At 67.5% G+C, this 20,255-nt stretch carries 12 protein-coding genes and 1 tRNA gene; 11 read left to right on the top strand and 2 right to left on the bottom strand.

The features are described 5' to 3' along the window. Nucleotides 1-267: 267 nt before the first annotated feature. Nucleotides 268-340, top strand: a tRNA-Thr gene (locus tag NBG84_RS09120). 64 nt (nucleotides 341-404) lie between these two features. Here the strand turns inward: NBG84_RS09120 and NBG84_RS09115 are convergent. Beyond that, nucleotides 405-3,056 carry a SpoIIE family protein phosphatase gene (locus tag NBG84_RS09115; RefSeq protein WP_250918784.1) on the bottom strand — a complete coding sequence of 884 codons (2,652 nt, stop codon included), beginning with the start codon at nucleotides 3,054-3,056 and terminating at the stop codon, nucleotides 405-407. Between the two features lie 269 nt (nucleotides 3,057-3,325). Between NBG84_RS09115 and NBG84_RS09110 the strand changes: the two genes are divergently transcribed. From NBG84_RS09110 to NBG84_RS09065, 10 genes are all read left to right on the top strand, one after another. Further along, entirely contained in the window at nucleotides 3,326-8,836 is a 5,511-nt protein-coding gene (locus NBG84_RS09110) for a HAMP domain-containing protein (RefSeq protein WP_250918783.1), read from the top strand. A gap of 269 nt (nucleotides 8,837-9,105) precedes the next feature. Then, the gene (locus NBG84_RS09105) at nucleotides 9,106-9,786 is read left to right on the top strand and encodes a response regulator (RefSeq protein WP_250918782.1); all 681 of its coding nucleotides are present in this window, start codon (nucleotides 9,106-9,108) and stop codon (nucleotides 9,784-9,786) included. A gap of 269 nt (nucleotides 9,787-10,055) precedes the next feature. After that, complete coding sequence (locus NBG84_RS09100) at nucleotides 10,056-12,848, top strand: DNA translocase FtsK (protein WP_250918781.1); 2,793 nt, start codon at nucleotides 10,056-10,058, stop codon at nucleotides 12,846-12,848. 204 nt (nucleotides 12,849-13,052) lie between these two features. Beyond that, nucleotides 13,053-13,880 carry a helix-turn-helix domain-containing protein gene (locus NBG84_RS09095; protein ID WP_250918780.1) on the top strand — a complete coding sequence of 276 codons (828 nt, stop codon included), beginning with the start codon at nucleotides 13,053-13,055 and terminating at the stop codon, nucleotides 13,878-13,880. A 141-nt stretch (nucleotides 13,881-14,021) separates the two neighbouring features. Continuing rightward, on the top strand, nucleotides 14,022-15,581 hold the full coding sequence (gene rimO / locus NBG84_RS09090) for a 30S ribosomal protein S12 methylthiotransferase RimO (protein ID WP_250918779.1): 1,560 nt from the start codon (nucleotides 14,022-14,024) through the stop codon (nucleotides 15,579-15,581). Beyond that, complete coding sequence (gene pgsA, locus NBG84_RS09085) at nucleotides 15,578-16,243, top strand: CDP-diacylglycerol--glycerol-3-phosphate 3-phosphatidyltransferase (RefSeq protein ID WP_250918778.1); 666 nt, start codon at nucleotides 15,578-15,580, stop codon at nucleotides 16,241-16,243. Before rimO ends, pgsA begins: the two co-directional genes overlap by 4 nt. Beyond that, on the top strand, nucleotides 16,240-16,749 hold the full coding sequence (locus NBG84_RS09080; protein WP_250918777.1) for a CinA family protein: 510 nt from the start codon (nucleotides 16,240-16,242) through the stop codon (nucleotides 16,747-16,749). The genes pgsA and NBG84_RS09080 overlap by 4 nt, the downstream gene beginning before the upstream one ends. Before the next feature lie 109 nt (nucleotides 16,750-16,858). Beyond that, on the top strand, nucleotides 16,859-17,242 hold the full coding sequence (locus NBG84_RS09075) for a helix-turn-helix domain-containing protein (protein WP_250918776.1): 384 nt from the start codon (nucleotides 16,859-16,861) through the stop codon (nucleotides 17,240-17,242). A gap of 342 nt (nucleotides 17,243-17,584) precedes the next feature. Then, entirely contained in the window at nucleotides 17,585-18,055 is a 471-nt protein-coding gene (locus NBG84_RS09070) for a Dps family protein (protein WP_250918775.1), read from the top strand. A 218-nt stretch (nucleotides 18,056-18,273) separates the two neighbouring features. Then, on the top strand, nucleotides 18,274-18,564 hold the full coding sequence (locus tag NBG84_RS09065) for a hypothetical protein (RefSeq protein WP_250918774.1): 291 nt from the start codon (nucleotides 18,274-18,276) through the stop codon (nucleotides 18,562-18,564). A gap of 465 nt (nucleotides 18,565-19,029) precedes the next feature. Here the strand turns inward: NBG84_RS09065 and NBG84_RS09055 are convergent, their stop codons facing one another. Next, nucleotides 19,030-19,845, bottom strand: coding sequence for an Fpg/Nei family DNA glycosylase (locus tag NBG84_RS09055; protein WP_250918773.1), 816 nt, complete (start codon nucleotides 19,843-19,845; stop codon nucleotides 19,030-19,032). Between the last annotated feature and the right edge of the window lie 410 nt (nucleotides 19,846-20,255).

Here is a 20,255-nt window from a genome sequence, read left to right as displayed (position 1 = left end):
GCCGATGGTACTGCAGGGGGGACCCTGTGGGAGAGTAGGACACCGCCGAACAATCTTTAGCCTCAACCCCCGCACCGATGGTGCGGGGGTTGAGGCATTTCTGCGTTCAAGACAATTCCCATAGAGGCACCGAGAACCACTGATGTGGTGCCCTGGGTCAGTCCTGACCGTTGGTCGGGTTTTCCTGGGCTCAGATGGTGGGGCTCAGATGGTTCTGAGAAGCTCCAGATTCAGGGTATGATCTACTCCGTTGCCACAGCGCAGCAGGCCCCAATAGCTCAGTCGGTAGAGCGTCTCCATGGTAAGGAGAAGGTCTACGGTTCGATTCCGTATTGGGGCTCAAGCAGAAGGCCCCCGCCAGCTGGCGGGGGCCTTCTCTGCGTCCGGGGCGGCGGTGCTCCGGCTCAGGGTGTGTGCGGCTTGGGGACGCGCATGGCGAGGATGGCCATGTCATCCGATGCCGGCTCCGCGGCGAAGCGCTCCACTGCCCGCAGTACCCGTCCCGCGACCGCGCCCGCTGTGAGCCCCGTACAACCGGCGAGGACTTCGGCGAGGCCCTCATCGCCCAACATGCGGCTGCCCTCACGGCGTTCGGTGACGCCATCCGTGACGCACAGCAGGACATCGCCTGGTTCGAGCGTCACCATCTGCTCGTGCAGCTCCAGATCCTCCATCACACCCAGCAGCGGCTGGGGGTCCGCTGCGGCCTCCACCGTGCCGTCCGGGCGCAGCCGCAGGGGGAGCGGGTGTCCCGCGCAGACGACCTTGAGAAGGGCGCTGCCGTCCTCCTGTGGCCACAGTTCGCCGTAGAGCAGGGTGAGGAAGCGGCTGCGGGCGCCCTCGTCGAGGATCGCCGCGTTCAGACGCTCAAGGACCGCAGGGCCGCCGAAGCCCTCGCGGGCCAGCAGCCGCAGCGCATGGCGGGCGAGGCCCGTGACAGCGGCGGCCTCGGGGCCCGTACCGCAGACATCGCCGATGGCGAACCCGTACGCGCCGTCTCGGATGGGGAAGACATCGTAGAAGTCGCCGCCGACCTCATTGCCCTCGCCGGCGGCACGGTAGATGACCTCGACCTCCACGCCCGGGATGTCGGGCATCTCCGGCGGGAGCAGGCTGCGTTGGAGGGATTGGCTGATGGCGACGCGCTCGGAGTAGAGGCGGGCATTGTCCAGGGCCAGCGCGGCTCGGCGGGAGAGGTCCTCGGCCAGTTCGAGGATCTCCTGACGGAAGTGGTCATCAGAGGGTTTACCGAGGGTCAACATGCCGATGACCCGGTTGCGGGCCACCAGGGGGAGTACGACCGTTTCGCCGCCCACGGCTGCCGCGGTGGCGAGGGTGGTTCCGATCCCGGAGGAGACCGGCGCTGCCGTGCTCAGACCCAACTCGCGCCTGGAGGCCAGGAGGGCCGCCTGCTGGGCGGCCTTGCCGGGGGCGGTCCAAATGCGGGCGCCGGGGGCCGGCACCGGATCGGGCGGTGCGATCTTGGAGAGCAGGGCTTTGACGCCGTCGATGCGCTCCTCATCCTCATGCAGCACATAACTGAGATACGGGTCGGACGCCTGGTCCGCGATCGTATAGACAGCACACCAAGTGGCCAGGGTCGGGACCGTCATCTGTGCCATCAGGGCCAGAGTCTGATCGCGATCGAGTGTTCCCGCGAGCAGGTCGGAGGCTTCGACAAGGAAGGAGAGTGATCCGCGCCGCAGCCGTTCCAGTTCGCCGAGCCTGGCGGACTCGACGGCCAGGGCGATCCGATCCGCCGCGAACTGCAGGCGCAGCGCCTCCTCGTTGGAGTATCGACCGGCTGCCTCGGCGGCGACGCCGAGCGAGCCCGTGAGCCGGCCCTCCACCTTGAGCGGGACCGTGACCACGGAGCGCATCCCGGTGGAGTTGAGCAGTGGTACCGCCCCGGGCACGGCGGTGAGGTCCTCATGAACGGCGGGCATCCGTGCGGAGCCGTACCGTCCGGTGCCTGCCTCGACTGTGACGCGGGCAAAGCGCTGCCGGGCCGACGGGAGGCCGGTGGTGGCGCGTACCTCCAACTCGGTCTCGTCGTCGGTGGCCAGCAGCAGAAACGCCGCGTCCCCGTCGAGCATGTCGCGTGCGCGTTCCACGGTGCGTTGGAGCAGGCCGTCGAGGTCATCGGGGGCCGGGGAGCCGATGAAGACCTCGAAGGGGTCGGTGGGGTGCTCGGCTCCCGCGTCGCTGACCGGACCGCGCGGCGGGGTCTGGAGGACCGCCCGCTCATCGTCTCTGACGAGGAGGCAGACGGTCGAGGGCTCGCCGTTGGTGTCGCGCACCCGCAGATGTGAGGCGTAGACCGGGATCACCCGGCCGTCCGCGCCCCGCATGCCGTAGCTGCCTTCCCAACGGGAGAGCTGGAGGGCCTCGGCGATACCGGTGCCGATGCCCGGGGTGTGGGGCCAGGCCGCGACGTCCGTCAGCGGCTTGCCGATGATCTGCTCGGCGTCGTAACCGAAGACGTGCTCGGCATCCTCGTTCCATACGGAGATCAGCCCGGCCGCGTCGATCTGGAGGACCGCCACGCGTACGCGCTCATCAGCCACGGGAAGGAGCGAGACCGGTAGGACCGGGCCGGCCGAACGGGTGCCCACCGGGCGTTGCGGTAGGTCGAGCTGGAACCACACCTGCTTGTGTGTGGGGGTGTACTCGACGCCCCAGCGGGAGGCGAGGGCGGAGCAGAGCAGCAACCCCCGACCGTTCTCGCTGTCGAGATTGCCCAGGGCTCGGGTCGCGCTCTGGATCGGGACCTCACGCTCGGGGTACCGGTCGGCGACCTCTACCCGAACGCTGTCTTCCGTGCGTAGACAGAGCACGTCCGCTGCGGTGCCCGCGTGGACGATGGCATTGGTGACGAGCTCGCTGGTGAGGACCACGGCGTCATCGAGGACCTCCGAGTACCCCCAGCCCTGGAGCGTGTCACGGACGAAGGCGCGGGCGGTCGCTACCGACCGCCCGACAGGGTCGAAAGTGGCTGCCGCCCGCGCGGTGATCACAGAACTCCTAGTACGCGTCTCGACGCCCGGCTTAGCCATGATCGGCTTGCCCCTCCCGGTGCCCGGTGGTAGTTCGCATGCCCACATCGACCCGGCCGGGCGGACCGGGGCGGTTGGACAGCCGGATGCCAGGTTACTTACCTTCACTGTCCGAGCGAATGCCGGTCGCTGCTGTTTCCGCCCTGTAAGGGCAGAGACGTTACGCGAAGCTGCCGAACTGTTATGGCCTGGTTCGGCATGGGTGAAACACTGGGCAGGCTTCCGGATAGAGCCCGGTGAGTACGGCCAACCCCTGCGGGAGGGACACGGTGGAGTCTGGCACGGCATCGCGTGGTGCGAGCACGCGTGCAAAAGGCGGACGATCCCGGAGGAACGGGACGACCGAGGTAGATACGGCTGCCCTCAACCGGCTGCTGGCCGCCCTGGTATCCATGCGGGACGGCAATCTCCGCAGGCGTCTGACCGTGTCGGGCGACGATGTGATGGCCGAGATCGCGGCCGCCTACAACGAGGTCGCCGACCGCAATCTCCATCTCACGGGCGAGTTGGCGCGGGTACGGAGAGTGGTCGGGCGGGAGGGGAAGCTGACCGAGCGGTTGGAGACGGGGGCCTGTGAGGGCTCCTGGGCCGCCGCGATCGACGCCTCCAACGCTCTGGTCGACGACCTCGCCCGACCGGTCTCCGAGGTGGGGCGGGTGCTGTCCGCGGTCGCCGAGGGCGATCTGGAGCAGCGGATGGAGCTGCGTTCGCATGGTGCGGACGGGGCTGAACGGCCGCTTCGAGGGGAATTCCTCAAGGTCTCCCGTACGGTCAACAGCCTGGTGGACCAGTTGTCGGCGTTCACCGACGAGGTCACCCGGGTGGCCCTTGAGGTGGGGACCGAGGGCAAGCTCGGCGGTCAGGCCCAGGTGCGCGGGATGTCCGGTTCGTGGAAGGACCTCACGGACTCGGTGAACACGATGGCCCATCGGCTGACCGCCCAGGTGCGTGACATTGCTCTCGTCACCACCGCTGTCGCCAAGGGTGATCTGTCACAGAAGGTCACCGTCCATGTCGATGGCGAGATGCTGGAGCTGAAGAACACCGTCAACACGATGGTGGACCAGCTCCAGTCCCTCGGTTCCGAGGTCACCCGGGTCGCCAGGGAGGTCGGCACCGAAGGCGAGCTGGGTGGACAGGCGGAGGTTCCGGGTGTCGCCGGTGTGTGGAAGGACCTCACCGACTCCGTGAACACCATGGCGGGGAATCTGACCTCGCAGGTGCGCGGTATCGCCGAGGTCACCACGGCCGTCGCCAACGGTGATCTGTCGCAGAAGGTCACGGTCAGCGCACGGGGTGAGGTGGCTCAGCTCGCCGAGACCATCAACCAGATGACCGAGACCCTCCGGACCTTCGCGGACGAGGTCACCCGGGTGGCGAGCGAGGTCGGAGCGGAGGGGTTGCTCGGCGGTCAGGCCCAGGTGCCGGGTGCCGCCGGGACCTGGAAGGACCTCACCGACTCGGTCAACACCGTCTTCCGCAATCTGACCACCCAGGTGCGGGACATCGCGCAGGTGACGACGGCGGTTGCCAATGGCGATCTGTCGCAGAAGGTCACGGTGGATGTGGCCGGTGAGATGTTGGAGCTGAAGAACACCGTCAACACGATGGTGGACCAGCTCCAGTCCTTCGGTTCCGAGGTCACCCGGGTCGCCAGGGAAGTCGGCGTCGAAGGGCGGCTCGGCGGTCAGGCGGAGGTGCCTGGCGCCGCGAACACCTGGAAGGACCTCACCGACTCGGTGAACACGGCCTTCCGTAACCTCACCGGTCAGGTGCGGGACATCGCGCAGGTGACGACGGCGGTTGCCAATGGCGATCTGTCGCAGAAGGTCACGGTGGATGTGGCCGGTGAGATGTTGGAGCTGAAGAACACCGTCAACACGATGGTGGCGCAACTCTCCTCCTTCGCCGACCAGGTCACCCGGATGGCCCGAGACGTGGGCACCGAGGGCCAGTTGGGCGGTCAGGCCCGGGTGGACGGTGTGAGCGGCACCTGGAAGGAGTTGACGGACTCCGTCAACTTCATGGCCGGCAATCTGACGTCTCAGGTACGGCAGATCGCTCAGGTCACGACGGCTGTGGCGCGTGGTGATCTGTCGCAGAAGATCGATGTTGACGCGCGTGGCGAGATCCTTGAGCTGAAGAACACCATCAACACGATGGTGGACCAGCTCTCTGCCTTTGCCGAGCAGGTCACCCGGGTCGCCCGTGAGGTCGGCACGGACGGTCGGCTCGGCGGCCAGGCCCAGGTACCCGGTGTCGCCGGTGTCTGGCGTGATCTCACGGACTCCGTGAACGGGATGGCGGGCAACCTCACCTCCCAGGTGCGCAATATCGCTCAGGTCGCCACGGCTGTGGCGCGTGGTGATCTGTCGCAGAAGATCGATGTTGACGCGCGTGGCGAGATCCTTGAGCTGAAGAACACGCTCAATACGATGGTGGATCAGCTCTCCAACTTCGCGGAGCAGGTCACCCGGGTCGCCCGTGAGGTCGGCACGGAGGGCATCCTCGGTGGTCAGGCCGAGGTGCAGGGTGTCTCCGGCACCTGGAAGGACCTCACCCAGTCCGTCAACTTCATGGCGAACAACCTCACCTCCCAGGTGCGCAATATCGCGGAGGTCACCACCGCCGTCGCCAAGGGGGATCTCTCCAAGAAGATCACCGTTGATGCCAAGGGCGAGATCCTTGAACTGGTGACGACCGTGAACACCATGGTGGATCAGCTGTTGGACTTCGCCGACGAGGTGACCAGGGTCGCCCGTGAGGTGGGTACGGAGGGTGTGCTGGGCGGTCAGGCCCGGGTGCGCGGTGTGACCGGCATCTGGAAGGACCTCAGCGACAACGTCAATCTGATGGCGTCCAATCTGACCAGCCAGGTGCGGAACATCGCCCGGGTCTCCGCGGCCGTCGCCAACGGCGATCTGACGAAGAAGGTGACGGTCGAGGCCCGCGGCGAGGTCGCGGAGCTGGCCGACACCGTCAATACGATGGTGACGACGCTGTCGTCCTTCGCCGATGAGGTCACGCGAGTGGCCCGTGAGGTGGGTACGGACGGTCGGCTGGGTGGCCAGGCCCATGTGCCCGGAGTCTCGGGTACCTGGAAGGACCTGACCGAGTCGGTGAACTCGATGGCGTCCAATCTGACCGGCCAGGTGCGGCAGATCGCGACGGTCACCACGGCGATCGCCAAGGGCGATCTCACCCGCAAGATCGATATCGATGCCCGGGGCGAGATCCTTGAGCTCAAGACCACCATCAACACCATGGTGGATCAGCTCTCCTCGTTCGCTGGGGAGGTCACCCGGGTGGCCCGTGAGGTGGGCACCGACGGGCAGCTGGGCGGTCAGGCCCGGGTTCGGGATGTGGACGGCACCTGGCGCGACCTGACCGAGTCCGTGAACGAGATGGCCGGGAACCTGACGCGGCAGGTGCGCGCGATCGCGGCCGTGGCGACCGCGGTCACCCGGGGCGATCTCAATCTGAAGATCGACGGCGTGGACGCGGCCGGCGAGATCCAGGTGCTCCAGGACAACATCAACACCATGATCGCGAACCTTCGCGACACCACCCTCGCCAATGAGGAGCAGGACTGGCTGAAGGGCAATCTGGCCCGTATCTCCGGTCTGATGCAGGGGCGGCGCGATCTCGATGATGTCGCTTCGCTGATCATGAGCGAGCTGACCCCGGTGGTCTCGGCCCAGCACGGCGCGTTCTTCCTCGCGATGACGACCGGCGGTAGGGGCGCGGATGTGCCCGGGGGCGTGTCGGGCAGCCCTGAGGTCTCGTACGAACTGTGCATGCGCGGGAGCTACGGCTACTCCGCGGGACTCATGCCGACGTCGTTTCGGCCGGGCGAGACCCTGATCGGGACGGCCGCCGAGGAGAAGCGGACGATCCAGGTCAATGTGCCCCCGGGGTATCTGAAGATCTCGTCCGGGCTGGGGGAGGCTTCGCCGGCGCATGTGATCGTGCTGCCGGTGCTCTTCGAGGGCAAGGTCCTCGGTGTGATCGAGCTGGCGTCGTTCCAGCCGTTCACCCAGATCCAGCGGGACTTCCTCAACCAGATCGCCGAGATGATCGCCACGAGCGTCAACACCATCAGCGTCAACACCAAGACCGAGGTGCTGCTCAAGCAGTCGCAGGAGCTCACCGAGCAGCTGCGGGAGCGCTCGGCCGAGCTGGAGAACCGGCAGAAGGCGCTCCAGGAGTCCAACGCGGAGCTGGAGGAGAAGGCCGAACTGCTGGCCCAGCAGAACCGGGACATCGAGGTCAAGAACACCGAGATCGAAGAGGCCCGGCAGGTGCTGGAGGAGCGGGCCGAGCAGCTCGCGGTGTCGATGCGGTACAAGAGCGAGTTCCTGGCGAACATGTCGCATGAGCTGCGCACCCCGCTGAACTCCCTTCTGATCCTGGCCAAGTTGCTCGCTGACAACGCCGAGGGCAATCTCTCCCCGAAGCAGGTGGAGTTCGCCGAGACCATCCATGGGGCGGGCTCGGACCTGCTCCAGCTGATCAATGACATCCTCGACCTGTCGAAGGTCGAGGCGGGCAAGATGGACGTCAGCCCGACCCGGATCGCCCTGGTGCAGCTGGTCGACTACGTGGAGGCGACCTTCCGGCCGTTGACCGCGGAGAAGGGTCTTGACTTCTCCGTACGGGTCTCGCCGGAGCTGCCCGCGACACTGCACACCGATGAGCAGCGGCTGTTGCAGGTGTTGCGCAATCTGCTGTCGAACGCGGTGAAGTTCACCGACTCCGGTGCGGTGGAACTGGTGATCCGGCCGGCGGGTGCGGATGTGCCGCAGTCCATCCGGGAGCAACTGCTGGAGGCCGGCTCGCTGCGGGAGGCGGATGCCGATCTGATCGCCTTCTCGGTGACCGACACCGGAATCGGGATCGCGGCGGGCAAGATGCGGGTGATCTTCGAGGCGTTCAAGCAGGCCGATGGGACGACCAGCCGTAAGTACGGCGGTACGGGACTGGGGCTGTCGATCAGCCGGGAGATCGCCCGACTGCTCGGTGGTGAGATCCACGCCGCGAGCGAACCCGGCCGCGGTTCGACCTTCACCCTGTATCTGCCGCTGCATCCAACGGAGTTGCCGCCGCAGGGCTACGGCAGTGAGGACGGCGAGGACTCCGCCGCCGGATCCACCCACGGCATGCCGCAGCTACCGGGACCGGATACGCGGCCCGGTGCCGGGGAGGGGCATGCCAGTGGTCCCGCCGCGCTCTTCCGCCGCCGCCGCAAGGCGCTCAGCGGGTCGGACGACCGGGGCGCCCTGCCGGCGGGTACGGCGGGAGCGGCTGGCTCCGGGCCGGAGCAACAGGCGGGTGGCGAGCGGGACATGGAGCCTCAGGGGGCACCGGAGCCCCGGCGGACCTTCAGTTTTGACAACGAGAAGGTCTTGATCGTCGATGACGACATCCGCAATGTCTTCGCGCTCACCAGTGTGCTGGAGCAGCACGGTCTCTCGGTGCTCTACGCGGAGAACGGCAGGGAAGGCATCGAAGTGCTGGAGCAGCACGACGATGTGACGGTCGTTCTGATGGACATCATGATGCCGGAGATGGACGGGTACGCGACGACGACCGCGATCCGTCGGATGCCGCAGTTCGCCGGACTGCCGATCATCGCTCTCACCGCGAAGGCGATGAAGGGCGACCGGGAGAAGGCCATCGAGTCGGGCGCTTCGGACTATGTGACCAAGCCGGTCGACCCTGATCATCTGCTCGCGGTGATGGAGCAGTGGATGCGCGGAGAGGGAATCAAGCCAGCATAGAACCTGGGCAATTGCTGATCGATATTGACCGACTGTGGCCGAAGGTGTGTGAGACGGTGGTGTTCGGGGAACCTTCTGGTCTCCCGGTCCGTTTCTGCTATGTGCACAGTGACATCGTGGTGACAGGGTGTGGCGACGGGCGGGGTGCGGCTACCATGACCGGCACAAGGACGGGCGACGCAAGGGAGTCGTCCCCTGGGGTGGCGCCCGGTGCGTCCCTCGGCTCCTGGAGCCGGGGAGACCCCAAGCCGGGGCGAGGAGGACGGGGCATGGTGCAGAAGGCCAAGATCCTCCTGGTCGATGACCGGCCGGAGAATCTGCTGGCGCTGGAGGCCATTCTCTCCGCGCTCGATCAGACACTGGTGCGGGCATCGTCAGGGGAGGAAGCGCTCAAGGCGCTGCTGACAGACGATTTCGCGGTCATTCTGCTGGATGTTCAGATGCCCGGCATGGATGGTTTTGAGACCGCGGCGCACATCAAGCGCCGAGAGCGCACTCGGGACATCCCGATCATTTTCCTCACTGCGATCAATCACGGCCCGCACCACACCTTCCGGGGTTACGCGGCGGGCGCGGTCGACTACATCTCCAAGCCCTTCGATCCGTGGGTGCTGCGGGCGAAGGTCTCGGTGTTCGTCGAGCTGTATATGAAGAACTGCAAACTTCGCGAGCAGGCGGCGCTGCTGCGGCTGCAACTCGAAGGCGGTACGCAGTCGGGCGGCGGTGTCAGCAAGGAGTCCGCGGGACTGCTGGCTGAGCTGTCCGCGCGGCTCGCCGCAGTCGAGGAGCAGGCCGAAGCGCTGTCCAAGCAGCTTGACGACGAGTCCGCGGATGCGGCGGCCGTTGCCACGGCCGCCCATCTCGAACGCAAACTGACCGGCTTGCGCCGGGCACTGGACGCGCTCGAACCCGGCACGGGCGGAGCATCGGCGCTGCCCTCGCAGAGCTGATCCGACGCTTGGCCGTCGCGGTCAGCGGGTCCCCGTCGGGCCTCCTGCTCCATGGATGATGTTCTTGCGAACGGGGTGGTGCGCAAACCTTGTGAAGAGGCTTGCGCACCACCCCGTTCCATGTCACCGCACGGCGCTGTGCGCCGCCTGGGAACGCTTCCGCCGGGGTGCAACCGCCGTACGGGGAGCAGGAACTGTCCGGGCGACACGAACGGGTGAAGCGGTACGCACACGTGTCCACCGCCCCTCGCACCGGTAACCTCACCCCCATGGCCTCACGTACGTCCGGCAAGGGTTCCCAAGGCACTGCGGGCACCGGCGGGAAACCGCGGGCCGGCCGTACGGGCGGTGCCGCTGGTGCCGCCAAGAAGGCGGCCCCGGCGCGCAAGGCCCCAGCCAAGAAGCCCGTGCCCGCGAAGAAGCCTCCGGTTCGGAAGGCACCCGCGCGGAAGGCGGCTGCCAGGAAACCCGTACCCAAGCCCGCGCCGTCCCCCACGGGGGGCTTGTACCGCTTGGTGCGCGCCCTGTGGCTCGGGACCGCGCACGGCGTGGGCGCGATGTTCCGTGGGATAGGACGGGGTGCCAAGGGCCTCGATCCCGCCCATCGCAAGGATGGCCTCGCGCTGCTGCTGCTGGGGCTCGCCCTGGTGGTCGCCGCGGGGACCTGGTCCAATCTCCGGGGCCCGGTGGGCGATCTGGTGGAGATGCTGGTGACCGGCGCGTTCGGCAGGCTCGATCTCCTGGTGCCGATACTGCTGGGCGCCATGGGTGTGCGGCTGATCCTCTACCCGGAGCGGCCCGAGGCCAACGGCCGGATTGTGATCGGCCTGTCGGCCCTGGCCATCGGCGTGCTGGGACAGGTGCACATCGCCTGTGGTTCCCCTGGTCGCGGGGAAGGCACCGAGGCCATGCAGGACGCGGGAGGCCTGATCGGCTGGGGCGCTTCCAGGCCGCTGGTCTTCATGATGGGCGAGGTGCTGGCAGTCCCCCTGCTGCTGCTGCTCACGGTCTTCGGTCTTCTCGTCGTCACCGCCACACCCGTGAACGCCATCCCCCAGCGACTTCGACTGCTCGGCACCCGCCTGGGTCTGGTGCAGCCCCTGCCGGGGGCCGACGACTTCGACGACCTGACGGACGACGAGCAGCGCTATGAGGACCATTGGCGCGAGGCCGTCCCCGGCCGTACCCGGCGCCCCGGCGCACGCCGGGGCGAACCGGATGAGTACGCCCCCGAGCGGGACGAGGAGGAGGCGCTCTCGCAGCGCCGTAGGCCCCGCAGGACGTCCGCCAAACCGGCGGGCCGTCCGATGGATGCGGTGGATGTCGCCGCCGCTGCCGCCGCCGCACTCGATGGCGCCGTCTACAACGGTCTACCGCCCTCCCCGCTGGTCGCCGATCTGACCCGGGACGTCACCGCGGACCGGCAGCGTGCCGCCGCTTCCCCGGTGCCGACCGCCCGCGAGGCCGAGCGGCGCTCCGAGGAATCCGCGCCGGCCGCCAAGTCCGGCGTACCGGATCTCACCAAACCCGCGCCGGAGCACTCCCACACCCTGCCCGCCCGTGCCGAGCAGCTCCAGCTGGCCGGGGACATCACCTACTCCCTGCCCTCACTGGATCTGCTGGAGCGCGGTGGGCCGGGCAAGACGCGCAGTGCGGCCAATGACGTGGTGGTGGCCTCACTGACCCAGGTGTTCACGGAGTTCAAGGTCGACGCGGCGGTTACCGGATTCACCCGCGGGCCGACGGTGACCCGGTACGAGGTGGAGCTGGGTCCGGCGGTGAAGGTCGAGCGGATCACCGCGCTCACCAAGAACATCGCGTACGCCGTCGCCAGCCCTGATGTCCGGATCATCTCGCCGATCCCGGGGAAGTCCGCGGTGGGCATCGAGATCCCGAACACCGACCGGGAGATGGTCAACCTGGGGGACGTGCTGCGGCTCGCGGACGCCGCCGAGGACGACCATCCGATGCTGGTCGCGCTCGGCAAGGACGTCGAGGGCGGCTATGTGATGGCCAACCTCGCCAAGATGCCGCATGTGCTGGTCGCGGGAGCGACCGGCTCCGGCAAGTCGTCCTGCATCAACTGCCTGATCACATCGGTGATGATAAGGGCGACTCCGGAGGATGTCCGGATGGTGCTCGTCGACCCCAAGCGGGTCGAACTCACCGCGTACGAGGGCATCCCCCATCTGATCACCCCGATCATCACCAATCCCAAGCGCGCGGCCGAGGCGCTTCAGTGGGTCGTGCGCGAGATGGATCTGCGCTACGACGACCTCGCGGCCTTCGGGTATCGACACATCGATGACTTCAACCAGGCCGTGCGCAGCGGAAAGGTCAAGCTGCCCGAGGGCAGCGAACGCGAACTTCACCCCTATCCGTATCTGTTGGTCATCGTCGACGAGCTCGCGGACCTGATGATGGTGGCCCCTCGGGACGTCGAGGACTCCATCGTCCGCATCACCCAGCTGGCGCGCGCGGCCGGCATCCATCTGGTATTGGCGACCCAGCGGCCGTCCGTCGACGTGGTCACCGGTCTGATCAAGGCGAATGTGCCCTCCCGGCTGGCGTTCGCCACGTCATCGCTCGCGGACAGCCGGGTCATCCTGGATCAGCCCGGCGCGGAGAAGCTGATCGGCAAGGGCGATGGTCTCTTCCTGCCGATGGGTGCCAACAAGCCGACCCGGATGCAGGGTGCGTTTGTCACCGAGGACGAGGTCGCGGTGATCGTCCAGCACTGCAAGGACCAGATGGCCCCCGTCTTCCGGGACGATGTCGTCGTGGGCTCCAAGCAGAAGAAGGAGATCGACGAGGACATCGGCGACGATCTGGATCTGCTCTGCCAAGCGGCCGAACTCGTGGTATCGACCCAGTTCGGGTCCACATCGATGCTGCAGCGGAAGCTTCGGGTCGGCTTTGCCAAGGCGGGACGGCTGATGGACCTCATGGAGTCACGGAACATCGTCGGCCCCAGCGAGGGATCGAAGGCCCGTGACGTCCTGGTGAAAGCAGATGAACTGGATGGAGTGCTTGCCGTGATCCGGGGGGAGCCTCAGAGTTAGGGGATTTTGGCGGGCAACCGTTTCCCCCGGTCAAACGTCAAGTTGAGGGAGAGACGGTGCAACCGTCTTGACCGCCCCTACCGTCGCGGACGTCACCGGCCATACCGATGGCGTACAAAGTCCGTCCGCCCGGTTGCCCCACCCTTTCGTACCACCCATACACTGAACCTCCAGCAGGTGGTTACACGCTCGAAAGGCACCCCCGTGTCCATCGGCAACTCTCCCGAAGACGACCGGCCTTCCACCGAGGAAGAGCGCCCTTCGATCGGCCACGTCCTCCATCAGGCCCGCATCGCGTCAGGTCTGACCGTAGACGAGGTCAGTGCCACCACCCGGGTGCGCATCCCGATCGTGCATGCGATCGAGCAGGACGACTTCTCCCGGAGCGGCGGCGCTGTCTACGCGCGCGGTCATATCCGCATGATCGCGCAGGCGGTCGGACTCAGCCCCGATCCGCTGATCGCCCAGTACGACTCCGAGCACGGCGGGCGACCCGCGCCGACCCCTGCCGCGCCGATGTTCGAAGCCGAGCGCATTCGTCCCGAGCCCCGTCGACCCAACTGGACCGCGGCCATGGTGGCCGCGATCGTCGCCGTGGTGGGGTTCGTCGGCTTCACCTTCCTCAACAGCGGCGATGACTCGGGCCGGGACCAGCAGGTGGCCGAGGGCACCGCACCCCAGGAGAAGCCGAGCCCCACCAAGACGACCAGCACCAAGCCCGTCGACCCGAAGCCCGACCCGTCGGACGGCGCGATCGCCGCCGTCCCGAAGGACAAGGTGACGGTGACCCTCACCGTGCTCGACGACAAGAGCTGGATCTCCGCCAAGTCGCAGAACGGCAAGCTGCTCTTCGACGGGACCCTGGTCAAGGGCGATTCCAAGACCTTCCAAGCCGATGAGCGGATCGATCTCATCCTCGGCAATGCCGGTGCGATCGAGCTCCATGTGAACGGCAAGAAGGTCGAGGACGAGTTCAAGCCGGGCCAGGTCGAGCGGGTTTCCTACACCAAGGGCGACCCCGAGGCAGGCTGAGCGAACACCCCCGAAAGCACCACGAGGACAGCCGTTGCCAGCGGTACGGGAGAGGCCCGGCAACCCCGGAGCAGCCACCGGGACGGGAGCTGACGGGCCTGGCGGCAGGGGCGTGGGTCTGGACAAAGTAGTCTTGAGCCCATGCCCGAACGCCGTACCGTCGCCCTTGTCACTCTTGGCTGCGCCCGTAACGAGGTGGACTCGGAGGAGCTCGCAGGCCGCTTGGCAGCGGACGGCTGGGAGCTCGTCGAGGAAGCCGCTGATGCGGATGTCGCAGTCGTCAACACGTGCGGCTTTGTTGAGGCCGCCAAGAAGGACTCCGTCGACGCCCTCCTCGAAGCCAACGATCTCAAGGATCACGGCAGAACCCAGGCCGTGGTCGCGGTCGGCTGCATGGCCGAGCGGTACGGCAAGGAGCTTGCCGAGGCGCTCCCCGAAGCCGACGGTGTGCTCGGGTTCGATGACTACGCCGACATCTCAGACCGCCTCCAGACGATCCTCAACGGGGGCATCCACGCCTCCCACACCCCGCGTGACCGGCGCAAGCTCCTGCCGCTGAGCCCGGCCAAGCGGCAGCAGGCCTCGGCAGCCGCAGACGTGGCCCTGCCAGGCCACGGCGCGCCCACGGACCTACCGGAAGGCGTGGCCCCGGTTTCCGGGCCGCGTGCGCCCCTGCGCCGCAGGTTGGGCACCAGCCCCGTCGCGTCCGTGAAGCTGGCCTCCGGCTGCGACCGGCGCTGCTCCTTCTGCGCGATCCCCTCCTTCCGGGGCTCCTTCATCTCACGCCGGCCCAGCGATGTGCTCGGCGAGACGCGCTGGCTGGCTGAGCAGGGGGTCAAGGAGGTCATGCTGGTCTCCGAGAACAACACCTCGTACGGCAAGGACCTGGGCGACATCCGGCTGCTTGAGACACTGCTCCCCGAGCTGGCCGCGGTGGACGGCATCGAGCGGGTCCGGGTCAGCTACCTGCAGCCCGCCGAGATGCGGCCCGGGTTGATCGACGTCCTCACGTCGACACCGAAGATCGCCCCCTACTTCGATCTGTCCTTCCAGCACTCGGCACCCAGCGTGCTGCGCTCGATGCGCCGTTTCGGTGACACGGAGCGCTTCTGGGAGCTGCTGGAGACGATCCGGAGCAAGGCACCGCAGGCCGGTGTGCGCTCGAACTTCATCGTCGGCTTCCCCGGCGAGAGCGAATCGGACTTCGCCGAGCTGGAGCGCTTCCTCACCGACGCACGGTTGGACGCCATCGGCGTCTTCGGCTACTCGGACGAGGACGGTACGGAAGCCGCCTCCTATGAGAACAAGCTGGACGACGACGTCATCGCGGAGCGACTGGCCCAGCTGTCCCGGCTGGCCGAGGAGCTGACCTCGCAGCGGGCTGAGGAGCGGCTCGGCGAAAGCCTGGAAGTGCTGGTCGAGTCCGTCGGCGGGGAAGACGGCGAGGACAGGGCCGTTGGCCGCGCCGCTCACCAGGCCCCCGAGACGGATGGACAGGTCGTCTTCACCACGCGTGAGGGGCTGGTGCCCGGCCGTATCGTCACCGCGAAGGTCGTGGACACCGAGGGTGTCGACCTAGTGGCCGAATACTGCGGTCTGCCGGGGGACGATGTGGACGCTGGCCGGGTGCCGGTCGGCGTTGCCGCTCGGCCGATGGAGGGCAGGGGCCGCCCGATCCCGGGCGAGGGGGCGGGCAGATGACCGGAGTGCCAGCTTCCGCAGGGGGCGGCACCGGTAGGCCCGCACCCGGTGGCAAGCTGGGCGCTGCGGCCGTCAATCAGGCCAGCCTGTGGAACATCGCCAACATCCTCACCATGGTGCGGCTGGTGTTGGTGCCCGGGTTCGTTCTTCTGATGCTCCAGGACGGCGGATACGACCCGGTCTGGCGTGCTTGGGCATGGGCGGCATTCGCCGTTGCCATGATCACCGACATCTTCGACGGGCATCTCGCCAGGACCTACAACCTGGTCACCGATTTCGGGAAGATCGCTGACCCCATCGCCGACAAGGCGATCATGGCCTCGGGCCTGATCTGCCTCTCGGCGCTCGGGGACCTTCCGTGGTGGGTGACCGCGGTCATCCTCTTCCGCGAGCTCGGGATCACCCTCATGAGATTCTGGGTGATCCGTCACGGCGTGATTCCGGCCAGTCGCGGTGGCAAGCTGAAGACCCTGGCCCAGGGCACGGCGGTCGGCATGTACGTCCTGGCGCTGACCGGTCCGCTGGCCACTCTGCGCTTTTGGATGATGGCCGTTGCCGTCGTACTGACGGTGATCACCGGTCTTGACTATGTGCGACAGGCGATCGTCCTGCGACGCAGGGGGCTCGCTGAGGCCCGCCGTATCGCCGGGGGAGGAGCATGAGCACCGCCGCTGACATCCTGGCCGTGCTCGCGGAGCGTGGCCAGACCGTCGCGGTTGCGGAGTCGCTCACCGGTGGTCTGGTGGCGGCTGAGCTCACCGCGGTCCCGGGTGCGTCGGCGGTCTTCCGGGGTTCGGTGACCGCGTACGCAACGACGCTCAAACACACCGTTCTGGGCGTTGAACGTGCCCTGCTGGCCTCCAGGGGTGCGGTGGACGCGCAGGTGGCGCAGCAGATGGCAGCGGGAGTGCGCAGGGTGCTGGAGGCTTCCTGGGGCATTGCCACCACGGGAGTGGCCGGGCCCGAACCTCAGGATGGACAGCCAGTCGGGACGGTCTATGTGGCCGTTGTGGGACCAAAGGGAACAGGGAATGTGACCGCGCTGAGGTTGAACGGGACCCGGGCGGAAATCCGTAGAGAGAGTGTACGCAGTGTGCTCGGATTGCTCGCCGAGGAACTGCGCGGGAATGCGCGGGCACAGGATACGGAACAGAACGGGGGGAATTGATGTTTGCAGCCCTGAGTGAACACGTCATCGCTCCCCGCACGGCCGCAGTGCAAGGCGGTACGGTGGGGCGTGAAGGATGCGGCTACGCGGTCCGAGGAGGGAGCCACCGATGATTCTGCTCCGTCGCCTGCTTGGTGACGTGCTGCGTCGGCAGCGCCAGCGCCAGGGCCGTACTCTGCGCGAAGTCTCCTCGTCTGCCCGAGTCTCACTCGGCTATCTATCCGAGGTGGAGCGGGGGCAGAAGGAGGCATCCTCCGAGCTGCTCTCCGCGATCTGCGACGCGCTTGATGTACGGATGTCCGAGCTCATGCGTGAAGTGAGTGACGAACTGTCGCTCGCCGAGTTGGCTCAGTCGGCGGCAGCCACTGAGTCTGTGCCCGCACCAGTGCGCTCAATGCTCAATTCTGTCTCTGTGGCTTCGGTAGCAGGTGTGCCGACGGAGCGAGTGACGATCAAGGCGCCGGCGGAAGCTGTCGACGTCGTCGCCGCCTGACACGGATCTCATGACCTTGTTGCTGGTGGGACAGGCCGGATGCGTCCGGTGCGGTCCTGTGGTGTTGGCTCGGTTCTGCTGATCAGTCTGGGTGATGGATACCGGTCAACGGTCAGACCTCGACCGATCCGGTCTCCACTGGTGTGAAGTGAACGAAGCCCCGGTCGCTGCCCTCAAGGGTGGTGATTCGGGGCTTTTGGCTGTCGGTTTGCGGGGTAGGCGCCCGATTGGCTGTGTCTGGGCTTATGTGGTGTGGGTGGTTCTGAGATGACCCCCTCCGAATGTCTGGTTCGGGCGCCTATGTCATGGTGGAAATGACCGACAACCGAGTGGAGGACATGCATGTCTGTCGTGAAGAGCCCCCTGTCCGAGTCTGACCTCAAGGCGGTCGGAGACGCATTGCGAGGCGCCCTCGTGGATCTGGTGGACCTCGGGCTCGTCGCCAAGCAGGTCCACTGGAATGTCGTCGGGCCGCGTTTCAGGTCCGTACACCTTCAACTCGACGAGGTCGTGGACACCGCCCGACTGCACTCCGACACGGTCGCGGAGCGGTGTTCCGCGATCGGTGTGCCGCCGGACGGCCGTGCCGCCACGGTCTCGGCGCAGAGCGCGATCAGTACGGTGCCGGAGGGCTGGATCAAGGACGGCGACGCCGTACGGGTGCTCGTTGACGCCCTGGGCGCGGTCGTCGTACGGATGCGCGAGCGCATCGATGTGACGGGCGATCCCGACCCGGTGAGCCAGGACATCCTGATCGGGCTTACCGCGGACCTCGAAAAGCACGCGTGGATGTTCCAGGCGGAAACCGCCTGACCTGGTCAGCCCATAGCTGGACTGGAAACCGGCACACCAGGTGGATGCCGGGTACGAAGAGAGCTCGGGGCGCCTCCGGAGCACTCTCCAGGGTTGTTTGGAAGAGGCCGGGGCACATGTGCACCCTTGATCCGGGTTTCTGTGCGCCGGGCCTGCATCCGGTGCGCCCTCCCTGTGGGTGATCGCGTCGGTCTAGCGTGGGCCGGAGGGAGGCAACCATGGCACGACGCGGGGTCGCCCTCGGGCTCCCGGCCGCGCTGCTGGTCGCCGGAGTGTGGTGGTGGGCCGTACTGCGGCTGGTACTCACCCCCGAGCGGACCGGGTTGATCGAAGGGGCCGTGGCGGCGGGCGGATGGGGGCTCAGCCTCCTACCAGTACATGTGACGGCGGCCCGTGCCGGCGCTGGCTGGATCGCCCGGGCCTCGGCCACCAAAGCCTCGGTCACCAGGGCGACGGCGGCGCGTGCGGCCGTCACCAGGGCATCGCAACGCCGGCGTTCGGGCGGGTGATCTGGCCCGGGTGAAGCCGGCTGGAGGCATCGGGCGCGGGATGCGGCACGGTATGGACGACGGCTTCTGGCCCGCCCAGAGGGGCAAAGGCGAGAGCCGGTCTCGGTGGGTTTCGACGTGCTGCCGACACTCACCAGCGATGTGGTCGGCCAGGTGGTTCAGCCGTGGGGGTGTGAACCCAGGCGGGCGTGAGCGTCCCGGCCCGTGATGTCGTCGCCCTGATGTGTCGGGGGGAAGCCGCGGCTCTGTCGGCGCTGCGACGCGAAATCATGCGTCCGATCCGCCCAGAGCGGTCGACGCTCCGGTGAACCGGGATGCTCCCCCGGTGCGGTGCGGTGCGGTGCGGTGCGGTGCGGTGCGGTGCGGTGCGGTGCTCGCCGGAGGGGTGCCGTCGCGACCAAACGGGTGGGGTTGAAACCCCGGGAGTGACCCGATGGGACACCGTGCGCCGTATCTGAGGGAGCGTCAACTAGTGGGGCCGGATTGGCAACCCGGACACCAGTAGGTGACCCGCTGGGCACCGTTGCGGTCACTTTGACCGGCCTGACGGATGAGGGTGCCACACCGTAGACAGGGCAGACCAGCGCGGCCGTAGACAAACAGTCGGGTCGCGGTCCGGCCGCTGCCGGGGGAGCGGGCGGTCGTCTGACGCTCGAAGGTGTTCTTGTTCGCTTCAAGGAGCCGATGCGCGGTGGCGATCAGCCGCTCCGGCACCCCGCTGGGCAGGGCCGCCACGGGGAGCCAAGGGGTCACTCGGGCAAGGAACGCCAGCTCGGACTTGTAGACATTGCCGATGCCCGCGAGATTGCGCTGGTCCAGAAGGGCTTCACCCAGCGGGCGCGAGGGTTCGGCGAGCACATGGGCCAGGGCGATGGCTGGGTCCCAGTCGGGACCCAGCAGATCGGGGCCCAGATGCCCGACGACCCGTTCCTCGTCGGTGGTCGGCAGCAGCTCCAGCACCGGGAGCCGATAGCCGACGGCAGTGTGCGCGGGGTTCTGGAGGATGGCGCGGATCTCGTAGGTGGGGCCGCCGCGCCACCGTTCACCCGCGCGAAAGACCCGCCATGCCCCGTCCATGCGTAGATGGGAGTGGAGGGTGAGTCCGCCTTCGACTCGGGTGAGGAGATGCTTGCCCCTCGATGTGACATCAAGGACGGATCGGCCGGTCAGATCGGCGGTGGCGAAGCGCGGGACCCGTAGATCGGATCGGGTGAGCACCTGCCCGGCGAGGGCGGTGTGCAGCCGTTTCGCGGTCAGCCAGACGGTGTCTCCTTCGGGCATGGAACCCATGATGCGCGCCATGGAACGGGTACGGGCGTTTCTGACGGATGGGGAGTCCCTCCCGGAAGGGGCTTCCCGTCCTGGGATTCCTTCCCGGGAGTGGCGGATGGTTGGTGCTGGGTCCGGCTCGCCGGACCCATGGGGCCCCTCGTCGCTGGGGTACTTCGCCGGGAGGCCGCTGTCCCCTGCCCAGGCGAGTGGTTGGTGGCATGGGACGGTTGGCGCGGATGGGCTGGCGCGGATGAATTGGCGCGGATGAATTGGCGCGGGTCGGTTGACCGGCTGGCGCTGGGTACGGCTCCTCAGCGGCTTCAGCAGCGGCCCTTCAGCAGCGGCCCTTCAGCGGTGGAGCGAGGCCGTGGCACATCGGCCAAGGAGTGGGCGGGGCCGGCGGCAGTCGGCGGAGGGCG

The sequence above is a fragment of the Streptomyces albipurpureus genome (genome assembly GCF_023701525.1).
Lineage (GTDB): Bacteria > Actinomycetota > Actinomycetes > Streptomycetales > Streptomycetaceae > Streptomyces > Streptomyces albipurpureus.
The sequence above is the reverse complement of the archived record's forward strand: the minus strand, read 5'-3'. Positions and strand labels throughout refer to the sequence as shown.